Here is a 19,174-nt window from a genome sequence, read left to right as displayed (position 1 = left end):
TCGCCCGATCCCCGCGCTCAGCGCGATCTCCCTGATCCGCCTGATCCCCCCGGCGCGCGTTGGCCATGCCACCCGCCCCCGCTGACGTCGCCCCCTCGTGCGCCGCGCCGGCGGCCACTGGCCCCAGATACTGGCGTCCACCGCCAGTCGGCCCTCCGGCTCCACCCGGCATGAACCCTTGGTAGCGATGCTCCCCCCAGTTGCGATGCCGCAGAGGCGGTACCTCAGGCTGAACCCTCAGGACCAGCGCCCCCGGCCGCTCCCCCGGCACCGAGCCCGCCCGGACCTTCACCACCCCCGGCGCCTCATCCCGCACCCGCTCCTCATAGCCGGCCAATTCAGCGACAAGAAGCCCGCCCCCAAGAATCACAGGCGCGATCATCGCCGCCACAAGCCCCCAAGGCCCAACCCCAGGGTGCTTCCGCTCAGCCCCACGAGGCCTCCACTCAAACCCAGGAGGCCCCTCAGACCCAAGAGACCTCCACTCACACCCACGCTGCTCCCGCACGCGCCCACGTCGTTGATCGATCACGCTGCGCGACGATAGTCACGCAGCGCGACGAGACGTCCCCGGCATGTCACCCCTTTACCCCAGCTCAGCACACACATGGGATACGCCCCCAAAGCCAAGCCCGACCTCCGCACACAACCCCTCGACATTCGGTACCCTTACACCAGACCCCGCCTCCGTAGCTCAGGGGATAGAGCACCGCTCTCCTAAAGCGGGTGCCGCAGGTTCGAATCCTGCCGGGGGCACCTGGTTGACCTTGTGATTCACTGTCTGACCTGCACTTACTGACAGGAGCAGGTGACAGGGTAGAGGCAGGCGAGAGCAGCAGCATGCAGCCGTAGGCAGTTGCATGTCAGGGCTCGCGGAATATACGCGGAATGATCTTTGCCCTGTTTCCCCAGGTCAGCCCAGAAATGCGAAGGGCCCCGGGGTCATCCCGAGGCCCTTCCGCAGTCGCCCGCGATCACTCTTCCAGAGCGCTGATGATCTTCGCGTTGGCTAGTTCCCGTTGCCCGTCGATCACTTTGGCGTAGACCCGCTGAAGTACCTCGACGCTGTGCCCCGCTCGCGTGGCAACCTCAGTCGGGGCAACACCAGAGGCGAGCCAGAGCGAGACGGCCGCATGCCGAAGGTCGTACGGTGTGGCCACCAACCGCGAGGCCACCTGTTCCGGCGTGAACGCCAACTCCCGCACCCACTTCCAGACGCGGGAGATCGCCGAGTTCGTGTAGAGCCCGCCCTTGCTCGTGGCGAACAGCCTGCCGTCGCCGGCCACGCCGAACTCCGCGATGTGCTCACGCAGGATCTTCACCAGGGCCGGAGGAATCGGCACCGGCCGCGTGTCCTTGTCTGCCCGGTGCTTCAGGCCGCGACTGTCGTGCGCAGCTCCCGAGTCGGTATAGCGCTTGTTGGCGAATGGCCGCGCCGTCTCCAAGGTGAGCAGGCCCCAACCCTCCCCCGGCAGGTCGCAGTTCTCTCGCTTGAGGCCCGCCGCCTCTTCCGGGCGAAGCGCGGCGTAGTACATGCACGCGTACATCGCCCGCATCCGAGCCCCACGTGTCCGACCGGCACGAGGCGCGGCATCGAGCAATGCCCGAGCTTGACGAGGGTTGACCACCGTCCGGGGATCAACCGTGTCCACCGCTTCCGGAGGCGTCCACTTGACCCCGTCAAGCGGGTTGGTGTCGAACACCTTCTCTTCCACGGCCAGTTCGAGCAGATGGTGGAAGACCTCCCGCTTGCGCAGGACCGTGTTCGCCGCCGCCTTCTGCCCCTTGAACGTGACGGAGATTGCATCGAGGCCGAGCCGGACCACCCACGACTGTTCGAAGTCAGCCAGTGGGAGCGACGCCGTTTCAAGCCAGCGCAGAACCGGGGCGTGCTTGGCGGGCAGCTCTCCGCGCCGATCCTTTGGCAGCAGGGCGTATTCCCGCAGGACCTTACGCATCTCGTCGGCATCGGGGCGGCCCGGCAGGTCCTTCACAATCGCCGGGACCAGAGCCAACAGAGCGTAGACGTCCGTCTCCCTCGTCCGTGCCGCCGACGTCTTCCATCGCTGGGCTATGAACTGCTGAGCGAAGGCCAGGAAGGTAGGGCCGCTCTCATCAGGCTCGGGTGCCAGCATCGACTCGGGAAGCCCGGTGTCCATGTCGAACGCCTCGCCATTCTTGGCAGCCAGCCGCAGGTCACGAAGATAACTGTTGGCGAGTTCCTTGGTCCGGAAGGTCTTCGACTTCTCGCGACCCCCGACCGTCCAGCGCGCGACGTAGGAGGGGGTCTTGCTCGACTTGTTCCGGCGGATCTCCCAGAACTTCACGTCGTAGCTGGCGTTCACGCAGCCTCCCGCCGGGACTCAAGCCATACCGTGAGGTCGTTGCGCCAGACCAAGAGACCGCCGTTCGGCAGCTTGACGCAGACGGGCGCGCGGCCCAACTCACGCCAGCGGTAGAACGTCCGGCGAGAGATGCCGCCCAGCTCTTCGAGGACCTGGGGCAAAGGCATGAGTTCGTCGCGGCGGTTCATGGACTGACCTCCGCGAGTGCCGATGTAGCAGGGTCAGGCCGCCCGGTCAGGAACGCGGCGAGGACCTGTTCCCCGACTGTCAGGCCGCGACCGGCGTACTCCCAGTGCGCGACCACGAGAATGGTGTCTTCCTCGAAGAGGGGCAGGCGTCCCGTGCTGATCTCCTCGTCGCGCATGTGGTCGACGCGCGCGGCGCGCAGCGCGCCGAGGGTGGTGGAGTAGCGGCGGGATTTGGTGGAGAAGTGGCCGCGGAAGCCGAGCATGTGAGCCCACTGGGCAAGCCGCAGCTCGTTGAGCCGGTCCAGGGCGGCTAGGCGGAAGCACTCGGCGATCAGCCGCCGGGCGTGGTCACGCAGGCCCAGGCCGCTCACCTCGTCGGCGGAATTGATGCGCCGGTCGACGGTGCCGACGCATTCGGCCGCCTTGGTCGCATACTTGGCGATATATCCGGCGACAGCCTGCTCTGTCAGTTCTCCGTGCATGGTGATGGGCCGGACGTCGAGTTGTGTCCCCCAGCGCAGAACGCGGGCAGGCTCACCAGCCAGGGCAGGGGCCGGGACGCTGACCGCACCGACCCCGTGTTGGACGGCTTGCGCCAGGGCGTCACGGTCGGCCCAGTCGGGAGGAGGGGTGTCAGGTCCGCCGGGTCCGTCGAGGCGTATCACGGCGTGGAGGTGGACGACGCCGCGCCGTTGGTACTCGGCGACTTTGGCGAAGGAGATGACCAAGTGTTCGCCCAGTTCCTTGGCGGTCAGTCCGTGGAGTTTGGCCAGGTGGCGGCGCAGGGCGAGGGTGAAGCGGCGCCATAGTTCGGGGGCCAGGGCGTTGAACAGCACGCTTCCGGCGTAGTCGTAACACTCCGGGCAGAGCGGTTCGCCGAGGCGTTCCTCGTCGGCGCCGTGTCGGGCGGGGCAGGACTCAGGACGCCCATGGGGACAGGTCCCGGCGTCGCGTCGAGGGTGGCAGGGCAGGACCTTGCCGCCCTGCTCCCGCCGGGTGTGAACTGCGCCGAATGAGGGGGCCGTCAGGGTGACGAACAGCGCGGGATGAGCGCTGACGGACTCGGGGACGCCCTTGCCGCCGGCCAGGCCCGCGCGGATGAGTTGGTAGGTGTCAGCGCGGTAGATCTCGGCGCAGGCCGGGCAGCGCGAGGCCCGCCGGGTCTTGCACTGGACACGTAGCACGCCGCCGGGTTCGCGGCTGGTGTTGTAGGTGTGCAGGACGTGGCCGGTCGCGGCGTCGATGTGACGCACGCGCCCGCGTAGGTGGATCGGCTGGCGGCATCCACCGGTCGCGCGGATCTGGGCGGCCCATCGGGCGTATTGGGGGTCGTGGAGCCGGGCGATCATCCCGGCTACCGCGTTTTCGTTGACTGTCTTGGGCATGATGGGGCGTGTCCCTTCCGGGTCGGTGAGATTCGGTGTGGGGATGGCCCCCGACGTGGCGCGGAACTTGGCGGTTGTGCGGCCACGCCGGGGGCGCCGAGGCTGTCAGGCCCCGTGGTTGTCCGTGCCGGTTCCGTCGCAGTCGGCGCAGGTGGCGCCCAGGCTGTCGACGCCGGTCCCGCCGCAGGTGGCGCAGCGGTAGCGGATGACGGTGAACTCCTCGCCCATGCCGGTCACCTCAGGCGTCCGGCGCGGGGTCGGTGGGGTCGGGGTCGAGCACGATGGAATCCTCGTAACTCCTTCGGGCGGCCCAGCGGGCGCGGGAGGAGGCGAGCAGGCCCACCGCCTTGTACTCGGCCATGCCGAAGGTGATTCCGGCGGAGTAGTGGCCCTGCGCGAGCTCATAGGCGTCGGCGTCGGCGCCGAGCAGCCGGGCGACGTGGTCGACTTGGGCGCGGATCTCCTCGTCGGTGCCGCGGGGGTAGTAGTAGGCGCTCAGCGTGCCCTCGGGGGTGGGGATGTCGGGGTTGGTGTCGAGGAAGTCGGCGAGGTCGCGCAGGCCGTTGATGTAGGCCAGCCGGTCGGGGGTGCGTGCCATGGCGGGTGTCCTTTCTGGTCAGGCCGGTTCGGGGGTGGTGCGGAGTTGCCGGAGCAGGTCGGTGGCGAGTTGGTTGGAGACGCCGAGCCGGGCGCGCAGGGTGTCGCGGGTGATGGGCTTGCCGTGCTTGGTGTGGTGTTCGTCGGCGACGCGCCGGGCGTAGTCGAGCAGCCCGCCGGATGCCGGTGGCGTGTTGTCGTCTTGGGCGTCGTTGGGGTCGTCCTGGCCGGGGACGGCAGCCACAGCCGAGGAGACGAGTGCTGCGGACGGGACCGCCGCCGGTACGGAGCGCGGGGACGAGCCGGGGACGGGGGCCGAGGCGGGGACGGGGGCCGGTACGGACTCGGATACGGCCGCCGGGGACGAGGACGAGCGGCCCAGGACGGCGCGGCGTTCGAGCATCGAGACCGCGACGAGGAAGGCCACGGCCGGGGTCGCCGCGGTGATCCAGCCCCAGACAGAGGGGTGTGCTTGGGCGAGGTTGGCGGCCAGGGACAGGACGATGCCGCCGGCCAGGACGACGGTGGGCCAGGATGCCAGGCGCGTCCGGGTTCGGCCGGTTTTCTTGTCGCGCTGGCGTTCGCGGGCGGCCATGACGCAGGTGAGGTCGACGCAGACGGCCACGGCCCAGGCCACCCATCCGGTTTGTCCGTGCTGGGTGGCGGTGTCGCGGATGTGGGTGAAGGAGCCCGCGCCGGCGATCAGGGCGACGACGGCCACCGGTCCGGAGTCCAGCAGCCACCCGCCCAGACCGGCCAGGCGTCCGCGCGGTGCGCTCATAAGGGGAACCTCCTTTCAGGCGGCGATCTCGGGTTGAGTGGCGTTGTCGAGTTCGTGGCCCAGGCCGCTTGCCTTGACCTGGTCCCAGGACGGGGCCCGATCGGCGAAGGCGTGCGCCGCCTGTTCGGCCGCGGTGGTGGAGACGTAGCCGGAGCGGGCGCGGCACCATCGGCCATCGGCGCCGGTCACGATCGCCACGCCGGGCATGCCGGGTGGGATGGACCGGGCAGCGGTGAGGGCGTCGGGGTCGAGGTCGCCGAGGGTCATCACGGCGGTTTCGGGGTCGTTGACCCGGTGGCAGATGCGTCCGCCGATCTGGGCGCGCAGCGCGGTGACGCCGGGGCCGAGGTCGGAGCCGATGCGCTGTCCGGACAGCAGCAGGTGGATACCGAAGGCCCGTCCGAGTTGGGCGATGCGCAGCAGCGCGGTAGCGGTCTTGGTGACCTCGTCCTTTTCGGCCTTGTCGGCGGTCAGGAACAGCTCGGCCAGCTCATCGACCAGGATCACGATGGGGATGGGTCGTAGCGCGTCGGGAAGCTGCCAGATGTCACGGGCGCCGTGCTCGCGACAGGCCAGCATCCGGGCGCCCATGATGCCGATCAGTTCGGCCAGCAGCTTGACCGCGTCGGCCCGCGTCGTCACCAGGGCCGACAGTCGCGGCGCGTAGGGGGACAGTTCGACCCCGCCTTTGAGGTCGAAGCCGATGATGGCGACCGGCTGCCGGGCGAGCGCCACGATCAGCGCGTTGATCAGGTTGGACTTGCCCGATTGGGTGGCGCCCACGTTCATCCAGTGCGGGATGAGCCGGAAGTCCAGCGTCCACGGGGCGCCGGTCGCCAGGACGCCCACCACCGGCCGTAGCAGGTCGGAGGCCGTCCAGCCGTCTCGCGGCTCATCAGGAGGTATGGCGGGCAGGACGTGGGCTAACGGGTCGCGTGTGGTCGCCTGCAAGGTGACGCGGCCAGGGCGCGAGTCGACGACGCGCACCGCTTCGACGCGCCAGGCGTGCGCGAGCCGCTCGCAAACCTTGACGTAATCGTCGGGGATCTGGCCGTCGAGGAGATGGAAGGTGACGCGCCAGCCGTGGCGGACCGGCCGGGGCAGCTTCATCCATGGCTTGGTGTCGACGGCGACCCGCTGGAAGCGCCGCTTGACCCGGACGACGCCGGTCGAGGCGACCAGGCCGGGGATGGTGGTGAACCACCAGCGGTGACGTTTCTTGGTCAGCCCGCAGCCGGAGGCGATGTGCCGCCAGGTCCAGCGCAGCCGTACCGCCTTGAGGGGGAAGCCGATCAGGTACCAGTAGGAGACGGGGGCCAGGCGTCGCCATACGCGCAGGACGACCAGGGCGCCGAGCAGGATGAGCAGCGGACGCGGGACGAGGTCGAGGATGGTCATCACGCCACCGCCGCGGGCATGCCGGAGGTGGCGCGGACGAAGTCGGTGGCCCTGTAGGCGATGCCCCAGCGGGTGGCGCCCTGGATGGTCTGTTCCCAGACGTAGCCGATCAGGTTGACCGGGGTGACCTCGTCGCCTGGGGTGATGTCCGGTTCGACCGAGGTGCCGATCTTGAGGAGTTCGAGGCGACCGAAGTCGTCTTCGACCGACACCGTGACCTCGTACACGATGTTGCCGTTCTTGTCGCGCTTGATCTCGCCGGTGTCCTTGTTGACCAGGCGGGGCCGGGCGGCCTTGACGCAGGTGAACTGGAGCTTGGTGGTGTCGACGGGGATCGGGATGGTGCGCATGGTGACGGGGTTCCTTCCAACAGTGGATGCCTAGACCTCATAGAACACTTGGAATTCTAAGTTGTCAATGCGTTCTATGGGCGCTTGGTTGGCGAGAAGGCCGAGCCGTGATGAACTTGAGGGGAACGAAGGAGACAGATGGTCCAGAACACCGGCCGGCCGGGCTACTTGCAGATAGCCGATGAGCTACGCGAGCAGATCAAGTCCGGCGCTCTGCCCGCGGGCCGGGCGTTGCCGTCGATCGCCCAGCTCTGCCAGCGCTACGAGGTGTCGGCGAGCGTGGTGAAGTCGGCCATCAGCGTGCTCAGGACCGAGGGGTACGTGATCGGCCAGCAAGGCAAGGGCGTCTTCGTCCGCGAACGCTCCGAAGCCGACGAGCAGCAGGCGGCCGGCAACGGCGAGATCTTGGATCAACTGGCCGAGATCAGGGCGGCTCTGGGTGATCTCGGCAAGCGCCTTGCCGATCTGGAGACGGCCGTCTTCCAAGAGCCGAAACGATCTGGCCGACGCGGCACGTAAGCTCTTCCAGCTCCGCATGGATCGCGGCCAGCTCTTCGGTGACCTTCTGCTCTTCGCTGCTGTTCATGGTGGCCTCCCTGCCGGGTTACGTCCCTGTGGGATGGCTCAAGTTCACCGTGGCCAGCGGCTTTTCTGTATCACGCGGCTCTAGCTAAGCTTCTTCACGCCGTCTCATCAGCGGTTTACACGAGCGTTTTCACATGCACCACCGAAGCAGTCCGCCACCCCCGAGCGTGAACGTGAAGGAATGCACTTGAAGACGACCCGGCGCCAAGGCTGGACCCCCGCCAAGCTACGGGAACACCGCGAAGCCCACGGCCTCACCCTCGAAGGCGCCGGCGACAAGCTACGCGAGACGGCCCAGCGTCACGGCCTGGCCGTGCCCGCGGCCAACTTCCAAACGCTCTGGGGACACGAGAACGGGTCAATCTACCCAGGCCCGCACTACCGCCGTGCTTACTGCCTGCTGTACCAGTCCAGCGAGCCCGACCTAGGATTTCGTCTGCCGTTGCCCGGTGAATCACAGAAAGCGGAAATTGTGATTTCCGAATTGCCTGCGCCTGCCGACCCCGCCGCCGACACAGCCGCGGCCCTGGTCATCGAGGAAGCGTTCACCAAGGTCTCGGTCGACGGCATCACCGATGACGGCTCACCCCAGGCAGCGCTACGCGCCCGCGTGGTCGACGCCTGGCGACGGCGCCACGGAGGGGGAGACCCGAAACCCATCCTTGTCCTCGTCGGCGGGTACGCCGGGTCAGGCAAGACCGAGTTCTCCCGGTTCCTGTCCGACATCACCGGTTGGGCGTTCTTAGACAAGGACTCTTTGACCAGGTCCATGGCCGAGCGGCTGCTGGTCTCACTCGGCAGCGACGCCAACGACCGGCACACCGAGTTGTACCTGAGAGAGGTCCGCCCGCTGGAGTACCGGTGCCTGATGGAAGCCGCGTGGGACAACCTGAACTGCGGCACCTCGGCGATCCTGTCAGCGCCGTTCATCGCCGAGCTGCGCGACGAGGCATGGTTCACCCGGTTGGAGAACCGGTGCGCCGCAAAGGGCATTGACGTCGCGGCGATCTGGGTTCGTTGTGATCCCGAGTCCATGCGCGAGTACATCGAGTTTCGCGCCGCCGCGCGGGATACGTGGAAGCTGGCGAACTGGGAGGAGTACGTTGCCGGCCTGGACGTCGACAACCCACCGCCCACCGCACACCTGACGGTCGACAACCGGCTAGGGGCCGCGATCAGCCTTGCCGACCAGACCCGCGACGCCCTCAAGCGCATCCTGACGTGACCACACCAGCTCACGGCGTCGTGCTGTACGGCCCACCCACCAGCGGCAAGAGCACCACCACCAGCGCGCTTCACCGGCTCGACCCGCGGTTTCGTCTTCTGCGCAAACTGAAGGTCGGCACCGGCCGGGCCGAGGAATACCACCTCGTCACCGCCGCCCACCTGGACGAACTGCGCCAGGCCGGCCGCACGGTCGCCGAGACCCACCGGTACGGCAACACCTACGCCATCGACCGCGCCGAGGTCGAGGCCATGACCGGCGCCGGACTGATCCCGGTTACCCATATCGGCAACATCCCCGATCTGCGGCGCCTCGTCGGCCGAGCCCCGTGGTTGCGCGTCCTGTTGTGGGTGTCGCGTGAGGTCTGCGAGCAGCGATCGGGGCACCGCGGGGACATCGACACCGCCCAGCGACTCACCGCATGGGACGAGACCTTGGCCGACCTCCAGGCCAACGCCGACGACGGCTTCTTTCACCTACGCCTCCACACCGACCGCATCGGCCCCGACCAGGCCGCCCGCGAAATCGCCGAGGCGTTCGCCGCTCTCACAGCGCAGCGTCCTCAGGCCGCGGCGTCCCGCCCGGAAGACGCTCAAGCACGGCCGGCGGGATGAGGTCCAGCCGCCACCAGGTTCCGCAGGCGTGACAAACCGCGCCGCCCGGAATGACCAGGCCGTACGGCCACAGGTAAGTCCAGTGCACCCGCAGGTGAGCACAATCATGCCTCCCTCGCCCGTGCTCACCCGCGGGTGCGTGGTCGCCGATCGCTGCGATCACAGGGGCCAGCCCGTGATCGGTGGAGCAGGCAAGATCGGCGAAGCCCTGTTGAGTTCGAAGTACCGGTCGGCGACCCGGCGTGCCGCCGTCACAGGATCATCGGCAGGGCTGTACCGGTAGGTGTAGCGCCCGGTGACCGGGGACACGCCGCCGGCCCACCACAGGTAGCAGGGGCCGCACCATACGACCAGGTGGACCCACACCGACACCAGGGCAAGGCCCGTGCCCTCGTTGACGTCCGCCGCGATGCCGTACGGCTCCAGCTCCCGGCGCAGCCGATACGCCGCGCGGATGGCCGGATGCCGAGGCTTTGCCAGCTCACGGATGATCATGGCTTCCAGCCCACACCGCCGAGCGCGCGCACCCGGTCATCGGCAAGGAACAGCGGTCCCTCCGGGCGCCACCGCGGCAAAGGCACCACGCCCGGAGGCACCAGCTCCAAGCCCTCGAAGAAGGCCCGGATCTCCGAGGCCGAGCGCAGCACCGCCGAAGCGTTCGCCCCGTTGTAGGCCGACGTCACCGGCATCAGATCCCGATGCCGCTCCGCATGGGAGATCACCACATAGGACCCCGGCGTGATCGCTCTGACCAGCGTCGCGACGATCCCGTAAGGGTCATCGGGATCGGCGATGAAGTGCAGGATCGCGCACAGCAGCACCGCAACCGGCCGGGAGAAGTCGATCACACCCCGCACGTGCGGATCACTCAAGATCGTCAGAGGCTCTCGCACATCGCAGCCGATCACATGCGTATTGGGATTGGCCGCCAGCAGCGCCCGCGCGTGCACCAGCACATGCCGGTCGTTGTCGACATACACCACCCGCGTCCGCGGATCGATGCGCTGCGCCACCTGGTGGACGTTGTCCTGCGTCGGCAACCCGCTCCCGATGTCGACGATCTGACGGACGCCACACTCGCCGACGAGGTACCGCACCACCCGCACCAGGAAATTCCGGTTCGCGTGCGCCATGAACGGCACGTGCGGAGCCTGCCGGATCACCTGCTCAGCCCGCTCGCGATCAACGGGGAAGTTGTCCTTGCCACCCAGAAAGTAGTCATACATCCGCGCCACGCTGGGCGTACTCAGATCCAGGTGACCCGGAAGATCTCCCTGCGCCCCTGTGGAGGGAGCCCGCTCCGGTGCTTCCATGCGGGCATCATAAGCATGGAAAGCCATAGCGCGCTATAGCGTGCCGTCCATCGCCAAGCGTGACATGGCTTCCTACGGTTGCCGTCATGATCGAGCTGAAGCCGAATCAGCCCAGGTGGCGCCAGGTCCACGCGATCATGCGCGTACGCATCCGAACCGGCATCTACAAGCCAGGCGACCGCATCCCCTCGATCGTCGCCATCATCGAAGAGTTCGGCATCGCCAACGCCACCGCCCAGAAGGTCATGCGCGCCCTACGAGCAGACGGCCTCATCCACACCGAGCCCGGCATGGGATCCTTTGTCACAGAGCCAGAGGAGCCACAAGAGTCCGCACCCCAGTGAAGCTGTTGAGGCGCAACAAAGCAGAGCAGGGAACTGGTGAGTAGACCGCTCATTGGCAACTGTCACCATGCCTACGCTGGTGGCACACCTTACCTGGGGATCGAGTTGATCTCATCCAGCATCGCATGCGCGCCCGCGACGTCAGCAGTGGAGAAGCAGGCGGCGTTCTCGATCACTGCATGGACGTATGCACGCCAACGCATCACTTGAGACGGGTCAGTCGAAAAAGCCTGCGTGGCTCTAACCCGGAGTGACTGTACGTCCGCCTGGATCTGCGTGCAAGCCGTAGACGATCCCACCCCGGTGCTGTTCGCGCCGACTCTATGTCCGACATAGAAGATCGCGCCAGCCACGAGTACTACGGCGCCCACCTTGAGAAAGGTCCTCTCTCCGGGCAGCAGCCTTTTATGTCCACTCGCGACAGCTTCCTTTGCCTTCTGAGTCACGCCTATGGGACGTCGAGATGAGGCTATTGGTGCACAACAGGATCCTTACCTCTCCAAGTACAGCAGTGCGCTGCCCCGCCACGCTGAGCTCCACCAGCGCCGCCCCAGCCTCCCTCATGATCGCGCCACCTCTGCGAGGCAGGTCAGCCGACGCCGCGTCAAGCATCTCCCGGGACACGACACAACTCGGCCCTTGAGCCGGGATGAGAACTTTCTCTACGTCTTTAAAGGCGGCCCGCTGCGCGGCCCGCCGGGCGCGCCGGGCGGTCTGCGTGCCCGGCTGCGGCTCTCCGGCCGGTCCGGGCACGCACCGCCCCGCACGCCCGAGAGACCAGCAGAAGTCACCACTTAAGACCGTGACGATCGCACACTTCGGCACTCGCCATAAGTGCTTAGGGCGATCGGCTGCCGCGCGGCTTCCGGTGCTCGGGCCTGGCGGCCCTGCGCTCCGGGTCCGCTTGCCAACGGGTTAGCTCACGCTGCGCTCAAGTCAAGCGCTGCAAGAACCGCCTGTCCAAGAAATCGTGCAAGCAATACTGGAACCGCGTTCCCGATCTGACGTTCAACTGAACCATAGTCGCCTACGAACTCGTACGTCGGGGCGAAAGTTTGTAAGGTGGCCGCCTCACGTAAGGATATTCCCCGATTCTCTGTGGGATGTATGAAGGACCCACACGCTGGAGTTGTGCAGCGAGTTGTCATTGTGGGCGCAGGGGCATCCCGTCTGATACGACCGTAGGAAGCGGTGGCTGATCTGGATTTCTTTTCATCCACTAGTTGGTGACACCTCAGTTGAAGCTCTACAGGAAGGTCGAACCGAGTACCGTTGACAGGAACCGCAGATATTCGTTCCAGTACGGCAGCACTGCTCTTGCGATAGCGATTCAGGGGATCGCCACTTCTAAGGCAAGATTCTAGGGCGTCGAACGCCTGACCAGCGGTTCTGGGTTCTAACACCTCTTCAGGTGGCACTAAGTCAAAAAGCGACTTCGGAAGATCTTGCCGACGCCCCTTGACGGCGAGAAGAATCAGCCGTTTCCGTCTTTGCGGTACCCCAACATCCTTGGCGTCGATAATATAGGAACGCCAGCTATAGCCTAGACGAGATAAAGCATCGGTAAGGCGCGTTAGACGCTTATCCCGGCGCAAGCCAGGGACATTCTCTAGGAGGACGCTTATCGGCCTTAGTGCTCGAATAAAACGAATTATATCTGTGACGAGATCATTCCGACTCTCATCGACCCCACCGCGCCCTTCCGCTAAAGTAGAGAAGCCTTGACATGGAGGACACGCCTTAAGAAGCGTGAGGTCACCTTTCTCTAACCCCAAGTGATCTCTCAGCTTGCTAGCCGGGACACTCCTAATGTCAGCCTCCCATAGGCGTACATCAGGATGGTTTCGGGCATATGAGGCACAGGCGTCCTTGTCGTTCTCAACAGCCCCAACTAGGACAAAACCGGCATCCTTTAGCCCGGCTGTCGCTCCACCAGCGCCGGCGAAAAGGTCAAGAGCAGTAGGACTTGGCACGCCAGGCATGCTACAGATGATCACGGGTCAGATTCCAGGTCAGAGGCCAATGGAACGGTCCCTTATGGACATCTCGCTGCAGTTTGTGGTCAAATCATCACTCCCAGGGCGGGTGCCCATCGACGCTTGCCTCTCAAAGACGACGGCGCGGAAGAAGGTCCTCTCATGAGCGGCTCCCAGGAAAGCCTCCCGTTCGAGGAGCTGCGAGACCTTGCTACTACCCGCGTGGAAGCACCAGACGACGAAGCCCGCTACACCATGCGCATCAGTCGCCTCACAATCGACAAGCTTGGCATCAAGCTATACGACCGAGTTTCGGCAGTGCTGGCAGAGTTGATCGCAAATGCATACGACGCCGATGCAGAAGAAGTGACTGTGACCCTGCCGTGGGGGCGATTCTTAACGGCCACGACCGCAGACACCGAGCCAGTCAACTTCGAGATTGTAATCTCTGACGACGGTCACGGCATGACGAAGAAGGAAGTAAATCGACATTACCTCGCCGTGGGTTCTGATAGGCGAATAAGAACCCAATCTGATAGATCTTTTAAAAAAGAACGACGGGTCATGGGTCGCAAGGGAATTGGGAAGCTTGCTCCGTTTGGCATCTGTCAAACCGTCGAGGTCATTTCAGTCGGCGGCATAGAAGCGAAGGAAACCGACGAAGGGTGGCCAGTTGCTCATTTGATCTTACGGCTACCGAAGATGCTCTACGATACAGATAAGGACTATCACCCCGACCCGGGGCCCCTTGACGGGACACGATCTAAGGACAAAGGGACCAAAGTCATCCTACGTGACTTCGCCAGGAAGAGAGTCCCGGCCGGCGCCGATCTGAACCGCCAACTTGCTGCCCGGTTCGGCCTTCAACGGGACGACTGGAAGGTAACGGTTGTAAACAGCCTAGATCCAAATGACTCATTTGTGCTAGGTGAGTTGGCAGTTGACTTTTTGCCCGGTACTAAGATTGATGTAGCAGACGTTCCTGTACCCTACGAAGATAAACATCTACCCGTCTCCGGGTGGGTAGCCTACTCCAAGCAGCCCTACAAGGACGAAGCTATGGCGGGGGTACGCATCTTCGCCCGCGGCAAGCTCGTCGCCCAAACAAGGGATTTCGGTATAGGCGCCGGCTTTACCGGCGAGTTCAAATTAAGATCATATCTGGTCGGTCACATAAATGCCGAATGGCTAGATGAGCGGGAAGATCTCGTTCGTTCCGATCGCCAAGATATCATCTGGAGTTCTGATCTGGGAGAGGCCCTCCGCAAGTGGGGCCAAAAGCTGATCAAGGACCTGGCGTCGCGAGGTCAAGACTCCTTGCGGCAGCGTGTGTGGGATGAATTTCTCACAGCCTCAGAACTTGACGCCAAGCTAGAGGAGGTCGCCCCCCAGGACAAAGAGTTTCGCGATTCGGTGAGACAAGCCGCGAAACTGCTGGTGGACAATAAGGACCGAGAAGCGATAAACGATCCTGACCATGTCGAGCGGGTCGTGAAACTGGCTTTCTCTCTTGGTCCGCATAGGAGCCTTCTCGATGCTCTCCATGACGCTGCCGATGGATCGGAGACCACGCTAGACGCGGTGGTCGAACTGTTCGAGAAGGCGCGTATTGCCGAAATGTACTCCCTTGGGCAAGTCGCATCGGAGCGTATTGGTGCGCTGTCCCGTCTTGAACTGCTCGTCGCGGATGCGGCTACTTTAGAAGGACCTCTTCAAGAACTCATCGAACAAGCACCATGGCTACTTGCTCCGGAGTGGACTCCTCTCGGCATGAACGAATCATTGAAAAGAGTGAGATCGTCCTTCGAAGCGTGGTACAAAAAGAAGCACGGGCGCGAGATCGTGACAAGTGCGATCAACCGCGAGAGGAAAGAGCCAGACTTCGTAATGCTTCATGATGCTGGAGCATTGTGGATCGTGGAGATTAAGCGACTGAACTACAGCCTTACCGATCCGGAATATTTGCGAGCCGTAAACTACCTCGACGACCTGGAGATGTTTCTCGAAGAGAATCCGCAAATTGGGGGCCAATTTCCGCTGAGGCGATTAACCCTCGTGGTGGATCGTATCGATAATTTAAATTCGACGTCTCGGTCTTCCCTTCAAACGGATCCCCGAATAGACCGCCGCACATGGCACGAACTCCTTGATTCCACGAAACGCGCCCACAAGGACTTTTTGACTCGGGTCGAAGAAATTCGCGTGGGGCCGAGAACTGAAGACCCCGCTATGATCGACGAATAGTCGCATACGTGTGCGCCGTCCCTTGCTCCACGGAAATTGGTATGTGTAGGATGAGCGGCTGTGCGACGACTTGCGCTCTTCGACTTAGACAACACCCTCATTGACCTCGACCTGGCATTTCGAGCGTGGGCCGAAGAGTTCGTCCATGGCCGTCGACTGGGCGCTGATGCGGTTGACTGGCTGATTGCTCTCAACGCGGCAGGTTATCCGCACCGTGAGATCTTTTTCGAAAAGGTACGCGAGCACTTCGCCTTATCGGATTTGATGGATGACCTGTGGAGGGAGTATCGCCGGAGGATGCCGCATCTCGTTCACTGTCGGCCGGAGGTCTTGGATGGGCTGGCGGATCTACGTGCCACAGGGTGGTTGGTGGGCATCGTTACGAACGGGATGGCAGAAAATCAACTCGGGAAGATCCGGAATACCGGCCTGGCTGATGCCGTGGATGCTTGGGCGCTGTCGGAGGCCGAGGGGATTCGGAAGCCGGAAGTCGCGCTGTTCGACATTGCGGCCAGGCGATGCGGCGTCCCCCTCGATGGCGGCGGTTGGATGATCGGGGACAACCTCATCGCTGATGTGGCCGGCGGACGGGCGGCCGGTCTATGTACGATCTGGATCGATCGTGGAACTAGTCTGAGTGACGATCACGGTGCAGATCACGTTGTCTCTGACGTGACCCAAGCCATGGAGATATTGCAGTCGTGGCCGTAGCTGCATGCCCAGGTCGTGCCTAGTGGGAATGCCCGCCTTACAGCAGCGGAGTACGGCAATACAGCCTACAGGTCCGTACATGATCAGGCGCCAACACACGCTTGCGCAGGGCAGCGAGCGTAATATGCACGGAATGATCTAGAAGGGCTTGAGCGCCGTTACCCGCTTAGGTGCAGGTCAATAGCCTTGACAGTGCGGGATTGCAACCGCTCTCCTAAAGCGGGTGCCGCAGGTTCGAATCCTGCCGGGGGCACTCACCTGACCAGTCACTTAGCCTCTGACCTGGGGCTCAACATGTCCCCTCGCAGCGATCAGATGCAGCCGAGTGCCGTCGTGTGCAGTCGTAGGCCAGTGATCGCGAACCATGCGCGATCCACTTTCAACGGCGTTTTCCCAGGTGGTGGCTAGCACTCAGCTAACCACGGGGCGAGCCGACGCCTTCGCATGGCGCGACCCTATGGCGAGCGCCAGCGCTGCCAGGGCATAGGCGACCGCCGAAGGAAGGGCGGTCCCGGAGTTCCCGGTGCTCAGGTAGAAGTCCGGCTGAGTGCCCGCGCTGACATCTGCTGCAATGATTTCACCGGGAAACGCTTTAAGGAAAAGCGCCAGGTTGATGACCGCCATAGCGCCGAGGACAGCCGCGACAGCCATCCCCGCCAACCACCATCGACGGCAGCAGACGGCCGCGAGCAGGACGAGCAACGGCAGGCCGCCGGCGACGAAGGCGTCCAGGGCGAAAAGTGAGCGCGCAGCGGCGCCGATGAAGAGGGCCGCGAAGGAAACGAGTGGCATGTGGTCGACACCACTGCTCGCCGTCGCAGCGATGAGCGCCCAGGGCACCAGCGAGGCAAGCACCGCCAGGATCAGCCACGGCCAGGCGCGGGGGGAGCTCGCCTCTCGTTTCAGCTGCTCAGACACCGGCAAAGTATGCCAGGCCTGCAGACAATCTGAAGGCCCCGGAACAGCTCTCCTTCTAGTGGTCGTCGCAACACCCCACCTTGGGGAGTGCGATGGGATTCGAGATCCGAGCGGATCGAAGGCCGACGAAGGGCTGGTCATCGGCCAGCAGGGCAAGGGCGTGTACTTCCGCGAGATCAGCACCGCGGCCGACGACACCCCTGCCGTGACCGCCGATGAGCTGGTGGAGATCCGCGCGAGGATCAAAGAGCTCACCGAGCGGCTCGAACACGTGGAGTCGCAGCTGTCGCAACAGCAGCCCGGCACGCCCCGCCGGTCACCGCGAAGCTGACATCCGCATCCCCTCGCCGGGGGAGGTTGTCGCGGACGTGCACGCCGATGATGCGCCGGGCGAACGTCGCCGAGGGCGTCTCCGGGGTGACCGGCAGGCGCATCCGCCGGTCCTCCTGGCGTGGCGTCCGATGCTTGGGTCTTGGTCTCCCGATGGAGCGCTTCCGGTTCACCCGCTGAATCTGCCAGCCGATCGTCATCTCCGACCGGTCCAGATCGACGTCTTCCCAGCGAAGACCGAGCGCTTCCCCCAGGCGCAGACCGAGCACGAGGACCAGGACGTAAGAGTCGCAGCCCGAAGCCTGCTCGCGCCGAACGAGATTGATCGTCAGGATTCCCGCGCGGATGCGTGGCTACGACGGCGGCAAGGTGAGCGTTCCTGCACCGGGTCAGGGACATGTCTCCCTCCTTCCGCGCCGCCGCTCCGTCTCGTCGTGGCGCAGTGACGCATGGCCCGAATGCGTGTCAAGACGCTGAGGATGTTGCCAAGTCGCCCTGCTATGGCGACCTTGAGTGCTCTTGTCACGCTCCAATGCCGGCGTTTGGATCTAGGGGTGATCTTCTGCGGTTCGTCACAAGCGGCGGGGTGCGGATGTGTCACCCGTATCGCTGCCTGTCCACCCAGTTCGGTCCTGTCTGGGCGCGTCGGTCATCAGCCTGCGCCGTCCTCCAAGAGAAGGAGTCGCGACCTTGACCATGCTGACCTACACCCTCATCACCGACCCGGCACCCCTGGCGGCGTCAGAGGCCGGGCGGCAGTCCAAGTCCACGGGGACGGTGTACCTGCTGGTCACGAACACCGGGCAGACGGCGTACTCCAAGATCACGGTGACGGTTCCCGTCGGCACCAGCGCCGGCGACCTCACCCAGGACTTCACCACGATCACCCCCAAAGGCGAGTACACCGACATCAAGTCAGGCCGCACCCGTTCGGTGACCGTCCAGGCGCAGGGCTTCGCTTTCCAGGTCACCGACCAGGGCGGTAGCGCAATCAGTTTCGGCCCCGGTGACCACATGGTGCTGACGCTGGAGAACGTCACTGTCGCCCCCAAACCCGGACTGGCCGTGCTGCGGGTGACCGAGGCCGCCAGCAGAAACAAGGGTGGGGTCCTACGCAACAGTGACACGGCGGTGGCGCTGGTGAAGACCGCACCAAAGGAGATACCGGCGCCGCGCGGCTTCCTCGCGGACAACGCCGTAGTGGACGCCGGAACAAAGGTCACGCTGAGCTGGGAGGGATCCGACGACTTCACATACGAGATCCTGTTCCCCGGTGGCCGGAAGCCCGTTCCCAAGGTCAAGCACACCGGGTCGCATGGCCCGTACTCCTTGGTCCTGGACGCGGCCGACGCCCCGAAGCGCGACACCACCTACACCCTCATCGCCAGCTCCGGCACCCAGCGGCACACCTTCACCACAACCGTTCAGGTGCGCAATCCCATCGTGGAAACCCTCACCGCCGTCAATGGCGTCACCACCCCGTGGGTCCAAGGGTCGACCAAGGGCGACGGAGCCCTCACCTTCTCCAAGGGCGCGATGCACGTGAGGCGCGAATTCGGCTCCCAGGAAGGCGCGGCCTTGTACGCCGGCGAGGCCACCGTCAGCGGCATAGCCACCGAGTACGTGAAGGGGCTTAAGAGCGGCGACGGAGACATCACCTTCCTCCCAGGCGGGGTGAAAGTCTGGAGCACACGCGGCTCCAATGACCCGGGCACCCTGTACGCCGGCGAGGCCACCGTCAGCGGCATAGCCACCGAGTACGTGAAGGGGCTCAAGAGCGGCGACGGAGACATCACCTTCCTCCCAGGCGGGGTGAAAGTCTGGAGCACACGCGGCTCCAATGACCCGGGCACCCTGTACGCCGGCGAGG

Annotated in this window: 20 protein-coding genes and 2 tRNA genes; 10 read left to right on the top strand and 12 right to left on the bottom strand. The window is 64.7% G+C overall.

Annotation, left to right across the window (positions count from 1 at the left end):
• Positions 1-683 precede the first annotated feature (683 nt).
• A tRNA-Arg gene (locus AB0H21_RS39775) sits at positions 684-756 on the top strand.
• 218 nt (positions 757-974) lie between these two features.
• On the opposite strand, the gene AB0H21_RS39770 is transcribed toward AB0H21_RS39775, so the two are convergent.
• The 8 genes from AB0H21_RS39770 to AB0H21_RS39735 all read right to left on the bottom strand — a co-directional run bounded on the left by AB0H21_RS39770 (position 975) and on the right by AB0H21_RS39735 (position 7,044).
• Complete coding sequence (locus tag AB0H21_RS39770; protein WP_358527051.1) at positions 975-2,345, bottom strand: tyrosine-type recombinase/integrase; 1,371 nt, start codon at positions 2,343-2,345, stop codon at positions 975-977.
• Positions 2,342-2,533, bottom strand: coding sequence for an excisionase (locus tag AB0H21_RS39765; protein WP_358527050.1), 192 nt, complete (start codon positions 2,531-2,533; stop codon positions 2,342-2,344). The genes AB0H21_RS39770 and AB0H21_RS39765 overlap by 4 nt, the downstream gene beginning before the upstream one ends.
• Entirely contained in the window at positions 2,530-3,918 is a 1,389-nt protein-coding gene (locus tag AB0H21_RS39760) for a replication initiator (protein WP_358527048.1), read from the bottom strand. Before AB0H21_RS39760 ends, AB0H21_RS39765 begins: the two co-directional genes overlap by 4 nt.
• A 105-nt stretch (positions 3,919-4,023) precedes the next feature.
• Positions 4,024-4,146, bottom strand: a complete 123-nt coding sequence (locus AB0H21_RS39755; protein WP_358527046.1) for a hypothetical protein — start codon at positions 4,144-4,146, stop codon at positions 4,024-4,026.
• Between the two features lie 10 nt (positions 4,147-4,156).
• Positions 4,157-4,516, bottom strand: a complete 360-nt coding sequence (locus tag AB0H21_RS39750; RefSeq protein ID WP_358527044.1) for a hypothetical protein — start codon at positions 4,514-4,516, stop codon at positions 4,157-4,159.
• An 18-nt stretch (positions 4,517-4,534) separates the two neighbouring features.
• Complete coding sequence (locus AB0H21_RS39745; protein WP_358527042.1) at positions 4,535-5,296, bottom strand: DUF2637 domain-containing protein; 762 nt, start codon at positions 5,294-5,296, stop codon at positions 4,535-4,537.
• 15 nt (positions 5,297-5,311) lie between these two features.
• Positions 5,312-6,694, bottom strand: coding sequence for an FtsK/SpoIIIE domain-containing protein (locus AB0H21_RS39740; protein WP_358527041.1), 1,383 nt, complete (start codon positions 6,692-6,694; stop codon positions 5,312-5,314).
• Positions 6,694-7,044, bottom strand: a complete 351-nt coding sequence (locus AB0H21_RS39735) for a hypothetical protein (RefSeq protein ID WP_358527040.1) — start codon at positions 7,042-7,044, stop codon at positions 6,694-6,696. The genes AB0H21_RS39740 and AB0H21_RS39735 overlap by 1 nt, the downstream gene beginning before the upstream one ends.
• Before the next feature lie 138 nt (positions 7,045-7,182).
• Between AB0H21_RS39735 and AB0H21_RS39730 the strand changes: the two genes are divergently transcribed.
• The 3 genes from AB0H21_RS39730 to AB0H21_RS39720 all read left to right on the top strand — a co-directional run bounded on the left by AB0H21_RS39730 (position 7,183) and on the right by AB0H21_RS39720 (position 9,468).
• Positions 7,183-7,563, top strand: coding sequence for a winged helix-turn-helix domain-containing protein (locus AB0H21_RS39730; RefSeq protein ID WP_358527039.1), 381 nt, complete (start codon positions 7,183-7,185; stop codon positions 7,561-7,563).
• Positions 7,564-7,816: 253 nt separating this feature from the next.
• Positions 7,817-8,854, top strand: coding sequence for an AAA family ATPase (locus tag AB0H21_RS39725; protein ID WP_358527037.1), 1,038 nt, complete (start codon positions 7,817-7,819; stop codon positions 8,852-8,854).
• The gene (locus AB0H21_RS39720; RefSeq protein WP_358527035.1) at positions 8,851-9,468 is read left to right on the top strand and encodes a guanylate kinase; all 618 of its coding nucleotides are present in this window, start codon (positions 8,851-8,853) and stop codon (positions 9,466-9,468) included. Before AB0H21_RS39725 ends, AB0H21_RS39720 begins: the two co-directional genes overlap by 4 nt.
• A 159-nt stretch (positions 9,469-9,627) precedes the next feature.
• Here AB0H21_RS39720 and AB0H21_RS39715 read toward each other — a convergent pair whose 3' ends face one another.
• Positions 9,628-9,963, bottom strand: coding sequence for a hypothetical protein (locus AB0H21_RS39715; protein ID WP_358527034.1), 336 nt, complete (start codon positions 9,961-9,963; stop codon positions 9,628-9,630).
• Positions 9,960-10,781, bottom strand: coding sequence for an SAM-dependent methyltransferase (locus tag AB0H21_RS39710; protein ID WP_358527032.1), 822 nt, complete (start codon positions 10,779-10,781; stop codon positions 9,960-9,962). The genes AB0H21_RS39715 and AB0H21_RS39710 overlap by 4 nt, the downstream gene beginning before the upstream one ends.
• Positions 10,782-10,867: 86 nt before the next feature.
• On the opposite strand from AB0H21_RS39710, the gene AB0H21_RS39705 reads away from it, so the two are divergent.
• The gene (locus tag AB0H21_RS39705; protein WP_358527030.1) at positions 10,868-11,125 is read left to right on the top strand and encodes a winged helix-turn-helix domain-containing protein; all 258 of its coding nucleotides are present in this window, start codon (positions 10,868-10,870) and stop codon (positions 11,123-11,125) included.
• A 920-nt stretch (positions 11,126-12,045) separates the two neighbouring features.
• Here AB0H21_RS39705 and AB0H21_RS39700 read toward each other — a convergent pair.
• A complete protein-coding gene (locus AB0H21_RS39700) occupies positions 12,046-13,107 on the bottom strand; it encodes a DNA cytosine methyltransferase (RefSeq protein WP_358527029.1) in 1,062 nt (353 codons plus the stop codon).
• A 156-nt stretch (positions 13,108-13,263) separates the two neighbouring features.
• Here AB0H21_RS39700 and AB0H21_RS39695 point away from each other — a divergent pair, with 156 nt between their 5' ends.
• The 3 genes from AB0H21_RS39695 to AB0H21_RS39685 all read left to right on the top strand — a co-directional run bounded on the left by AB0H21_RS39695 (position 13,264) and on the right by AB0H21_RS39685 (position 16,309).
• Complete coding sequence (locus AB0H21_RS39695) at positions 13,264-15,345, top strand: ATP-binding protein (protein ID WP_358527028.1); 2,082 nt, start codon at positions 13,264-13,266, stop codon at positions 15,343-15,345.
• Positions 15,346-15,405: 60 nt separating this feature from the next.
• Entirely contained in the window at positions 15,406-16,056 is a 651-nt protein-coding gene (locus AB0H21_RS39690; RefSeq protein WP_358527026.1) for an HAD family hydrolase, read from the top strand.
• 183 nt (positions 16,057-16,239) lie between these two features.
• Positions 16,240-16,309, top strand: a tRNA-Arg gene (locus AB0H21_RS39685).
• Positions 16,310-16,467: 158 nt separating this feature from the next.
• Here AB0H21_RS39685 and AB0H21_RS39680 read toward each other — a convergent pair.
• Positions 16,468-16,974 carry a hypothetical protein gene (locus tag AB0H21_RS39680; RefSeq protein ID WP_358527025.1) on the bottom strand — a complete coding sequence of 169 codons (507 nt, stop codon included), beginning with the start codon at positions 16,972-16,974 and terminating at the stop codon, positions 16,468-16,470.
• A gap of 58 nt (positions 16,975-17,032) precedes the next feature.
• Here AB0H21_RS39680 and AB0H21_RS39675 point away from each other — a divergent pair, with 58 nt between their 5' ends.
• Both AB0H21_RS39675 and AB0H21_RS39670 read left to right on the top strand, forming a co-directional pair.
• A complete protein-coding gene (locus AB0H21_RS39675; protein WP_358527023.1) occupies positions 17,033-17,305 on the top strand; it encodes a hypothetical protein in 273 nt (90 codons plus the stop codon).
• Between the two features lie 689 nt (positions 17,306-17,994).
• A partial coding sequence (locus tag AB0H21_RS39670; RefSeq protein ID WP_358527021.1) for a hypothetical protein occupies positions 17,995-19,174 on the top strand: 1,180 nt, incomplete at its 3' end.

This window comes from Sphaerisporangium sp. NPDC051011, from assembly GCF_040653595.1.
Classification (GTDB): domain Bacteria; phylum Actinomycetota; class Actinomycetes; order Streptosporangiales; family Streptosporangiaceae; genus Sphaerisporangium.
This window is presented reverse-complemented; position numbering and strand designations above follow the sequence as displayed.

Coding starts and splice junctions, on each gene's coding strand:
- AB0H21_RS39765 (WP_358527050.1), bottom strand. CDS start 2,533: ATGAACCGCCGCGACGAACTCATGCCTTTGCCCCAGGTCCTCGAAGAG.
- AB0H21_RS39760 (WP_358527048.1), bottom strand. CDS start 3,918: ATGCCCAAGACAGTCAACGAAAACGCGGTAGCCGGGATGATCGCCCGG.
- AB0H21_RS39755 (WP_358527046.1), bottom strand. CDS start 4,146: ATGGGCGAGGAGTTCACCGTCATCCGCTACCGCTGCGCCACCTGCGGC.
- AB0H21_RS39750 (WP_358527044.1), bottom strand. CDS start 4,516: ATGGCACGCACCCCCGACCGGCTGGCCTACATCAACGGCCTGCGCGAC.
- AB0H21_RS39745 (WP_358527042.1), bottom strand. CDS start 5,296: ATGAGCGCACCGCGCGGACGCCTGGCCGGTCTGGGCGGGTGGCTGCTG.
- AB0H21_RS39740 (WP_358527041.1), bottom strand. CDS start 6,694: ATGACCATCCTCGACCTCGTCCCGCGTCCGCTGCTCATCCTGCTCGGC.
- AB0H21_RS39735 (WP_358527040.1), bottom strand. CDS start 7,044: ATGCGCACCATCCCGATCCCCGTCGACACCACCAAGCTCCAGTTCACC.
- AB0H21_RS39730 (WP_358527039.1), top strand. CDS start 7,183: ATGGTCCAGAACACCGGCCGGCCGGGCTACTTGCAGATAGCCGATGAG.
- AB0H21_RS39715 (WP_358527034.1), bottom strand. CDS start 9,963: ATGATCATCCGTGAGCTGGCAAAGCCTCGGCATCCGGCCATCCGCGCG.
- AB0H21_RS39710 (WP_358527032.1), bottom strand. CDS start 10,781: ATGGAAGCACCGGAGCGGGCTCCCTCCACAGGGGCGCAGGGAGATCTT.
- AB0H21_RS39705 (WP_358527030.1), top strand. CDS start 10,868: ATGATCGAGCTGAAGCCGAATCAGCCCAGGTGGCGCCAGGTCCACGCG.
- AB0H21_RS39700 (WP_358527029.1), bottom strand. CDS start 13,107: ATGCCTGGCGTGCCAAGTCCTACTGCTCTTGACCTTTTCGCCGGCGCT.
- AB0H21_RS39695 (WP_358527028.1), top strand. CDS start 13,264: ATGAGCGGCTCCCAGGAAAGCCTCCCGTTCGAGGAGCTGCGAGACCTT.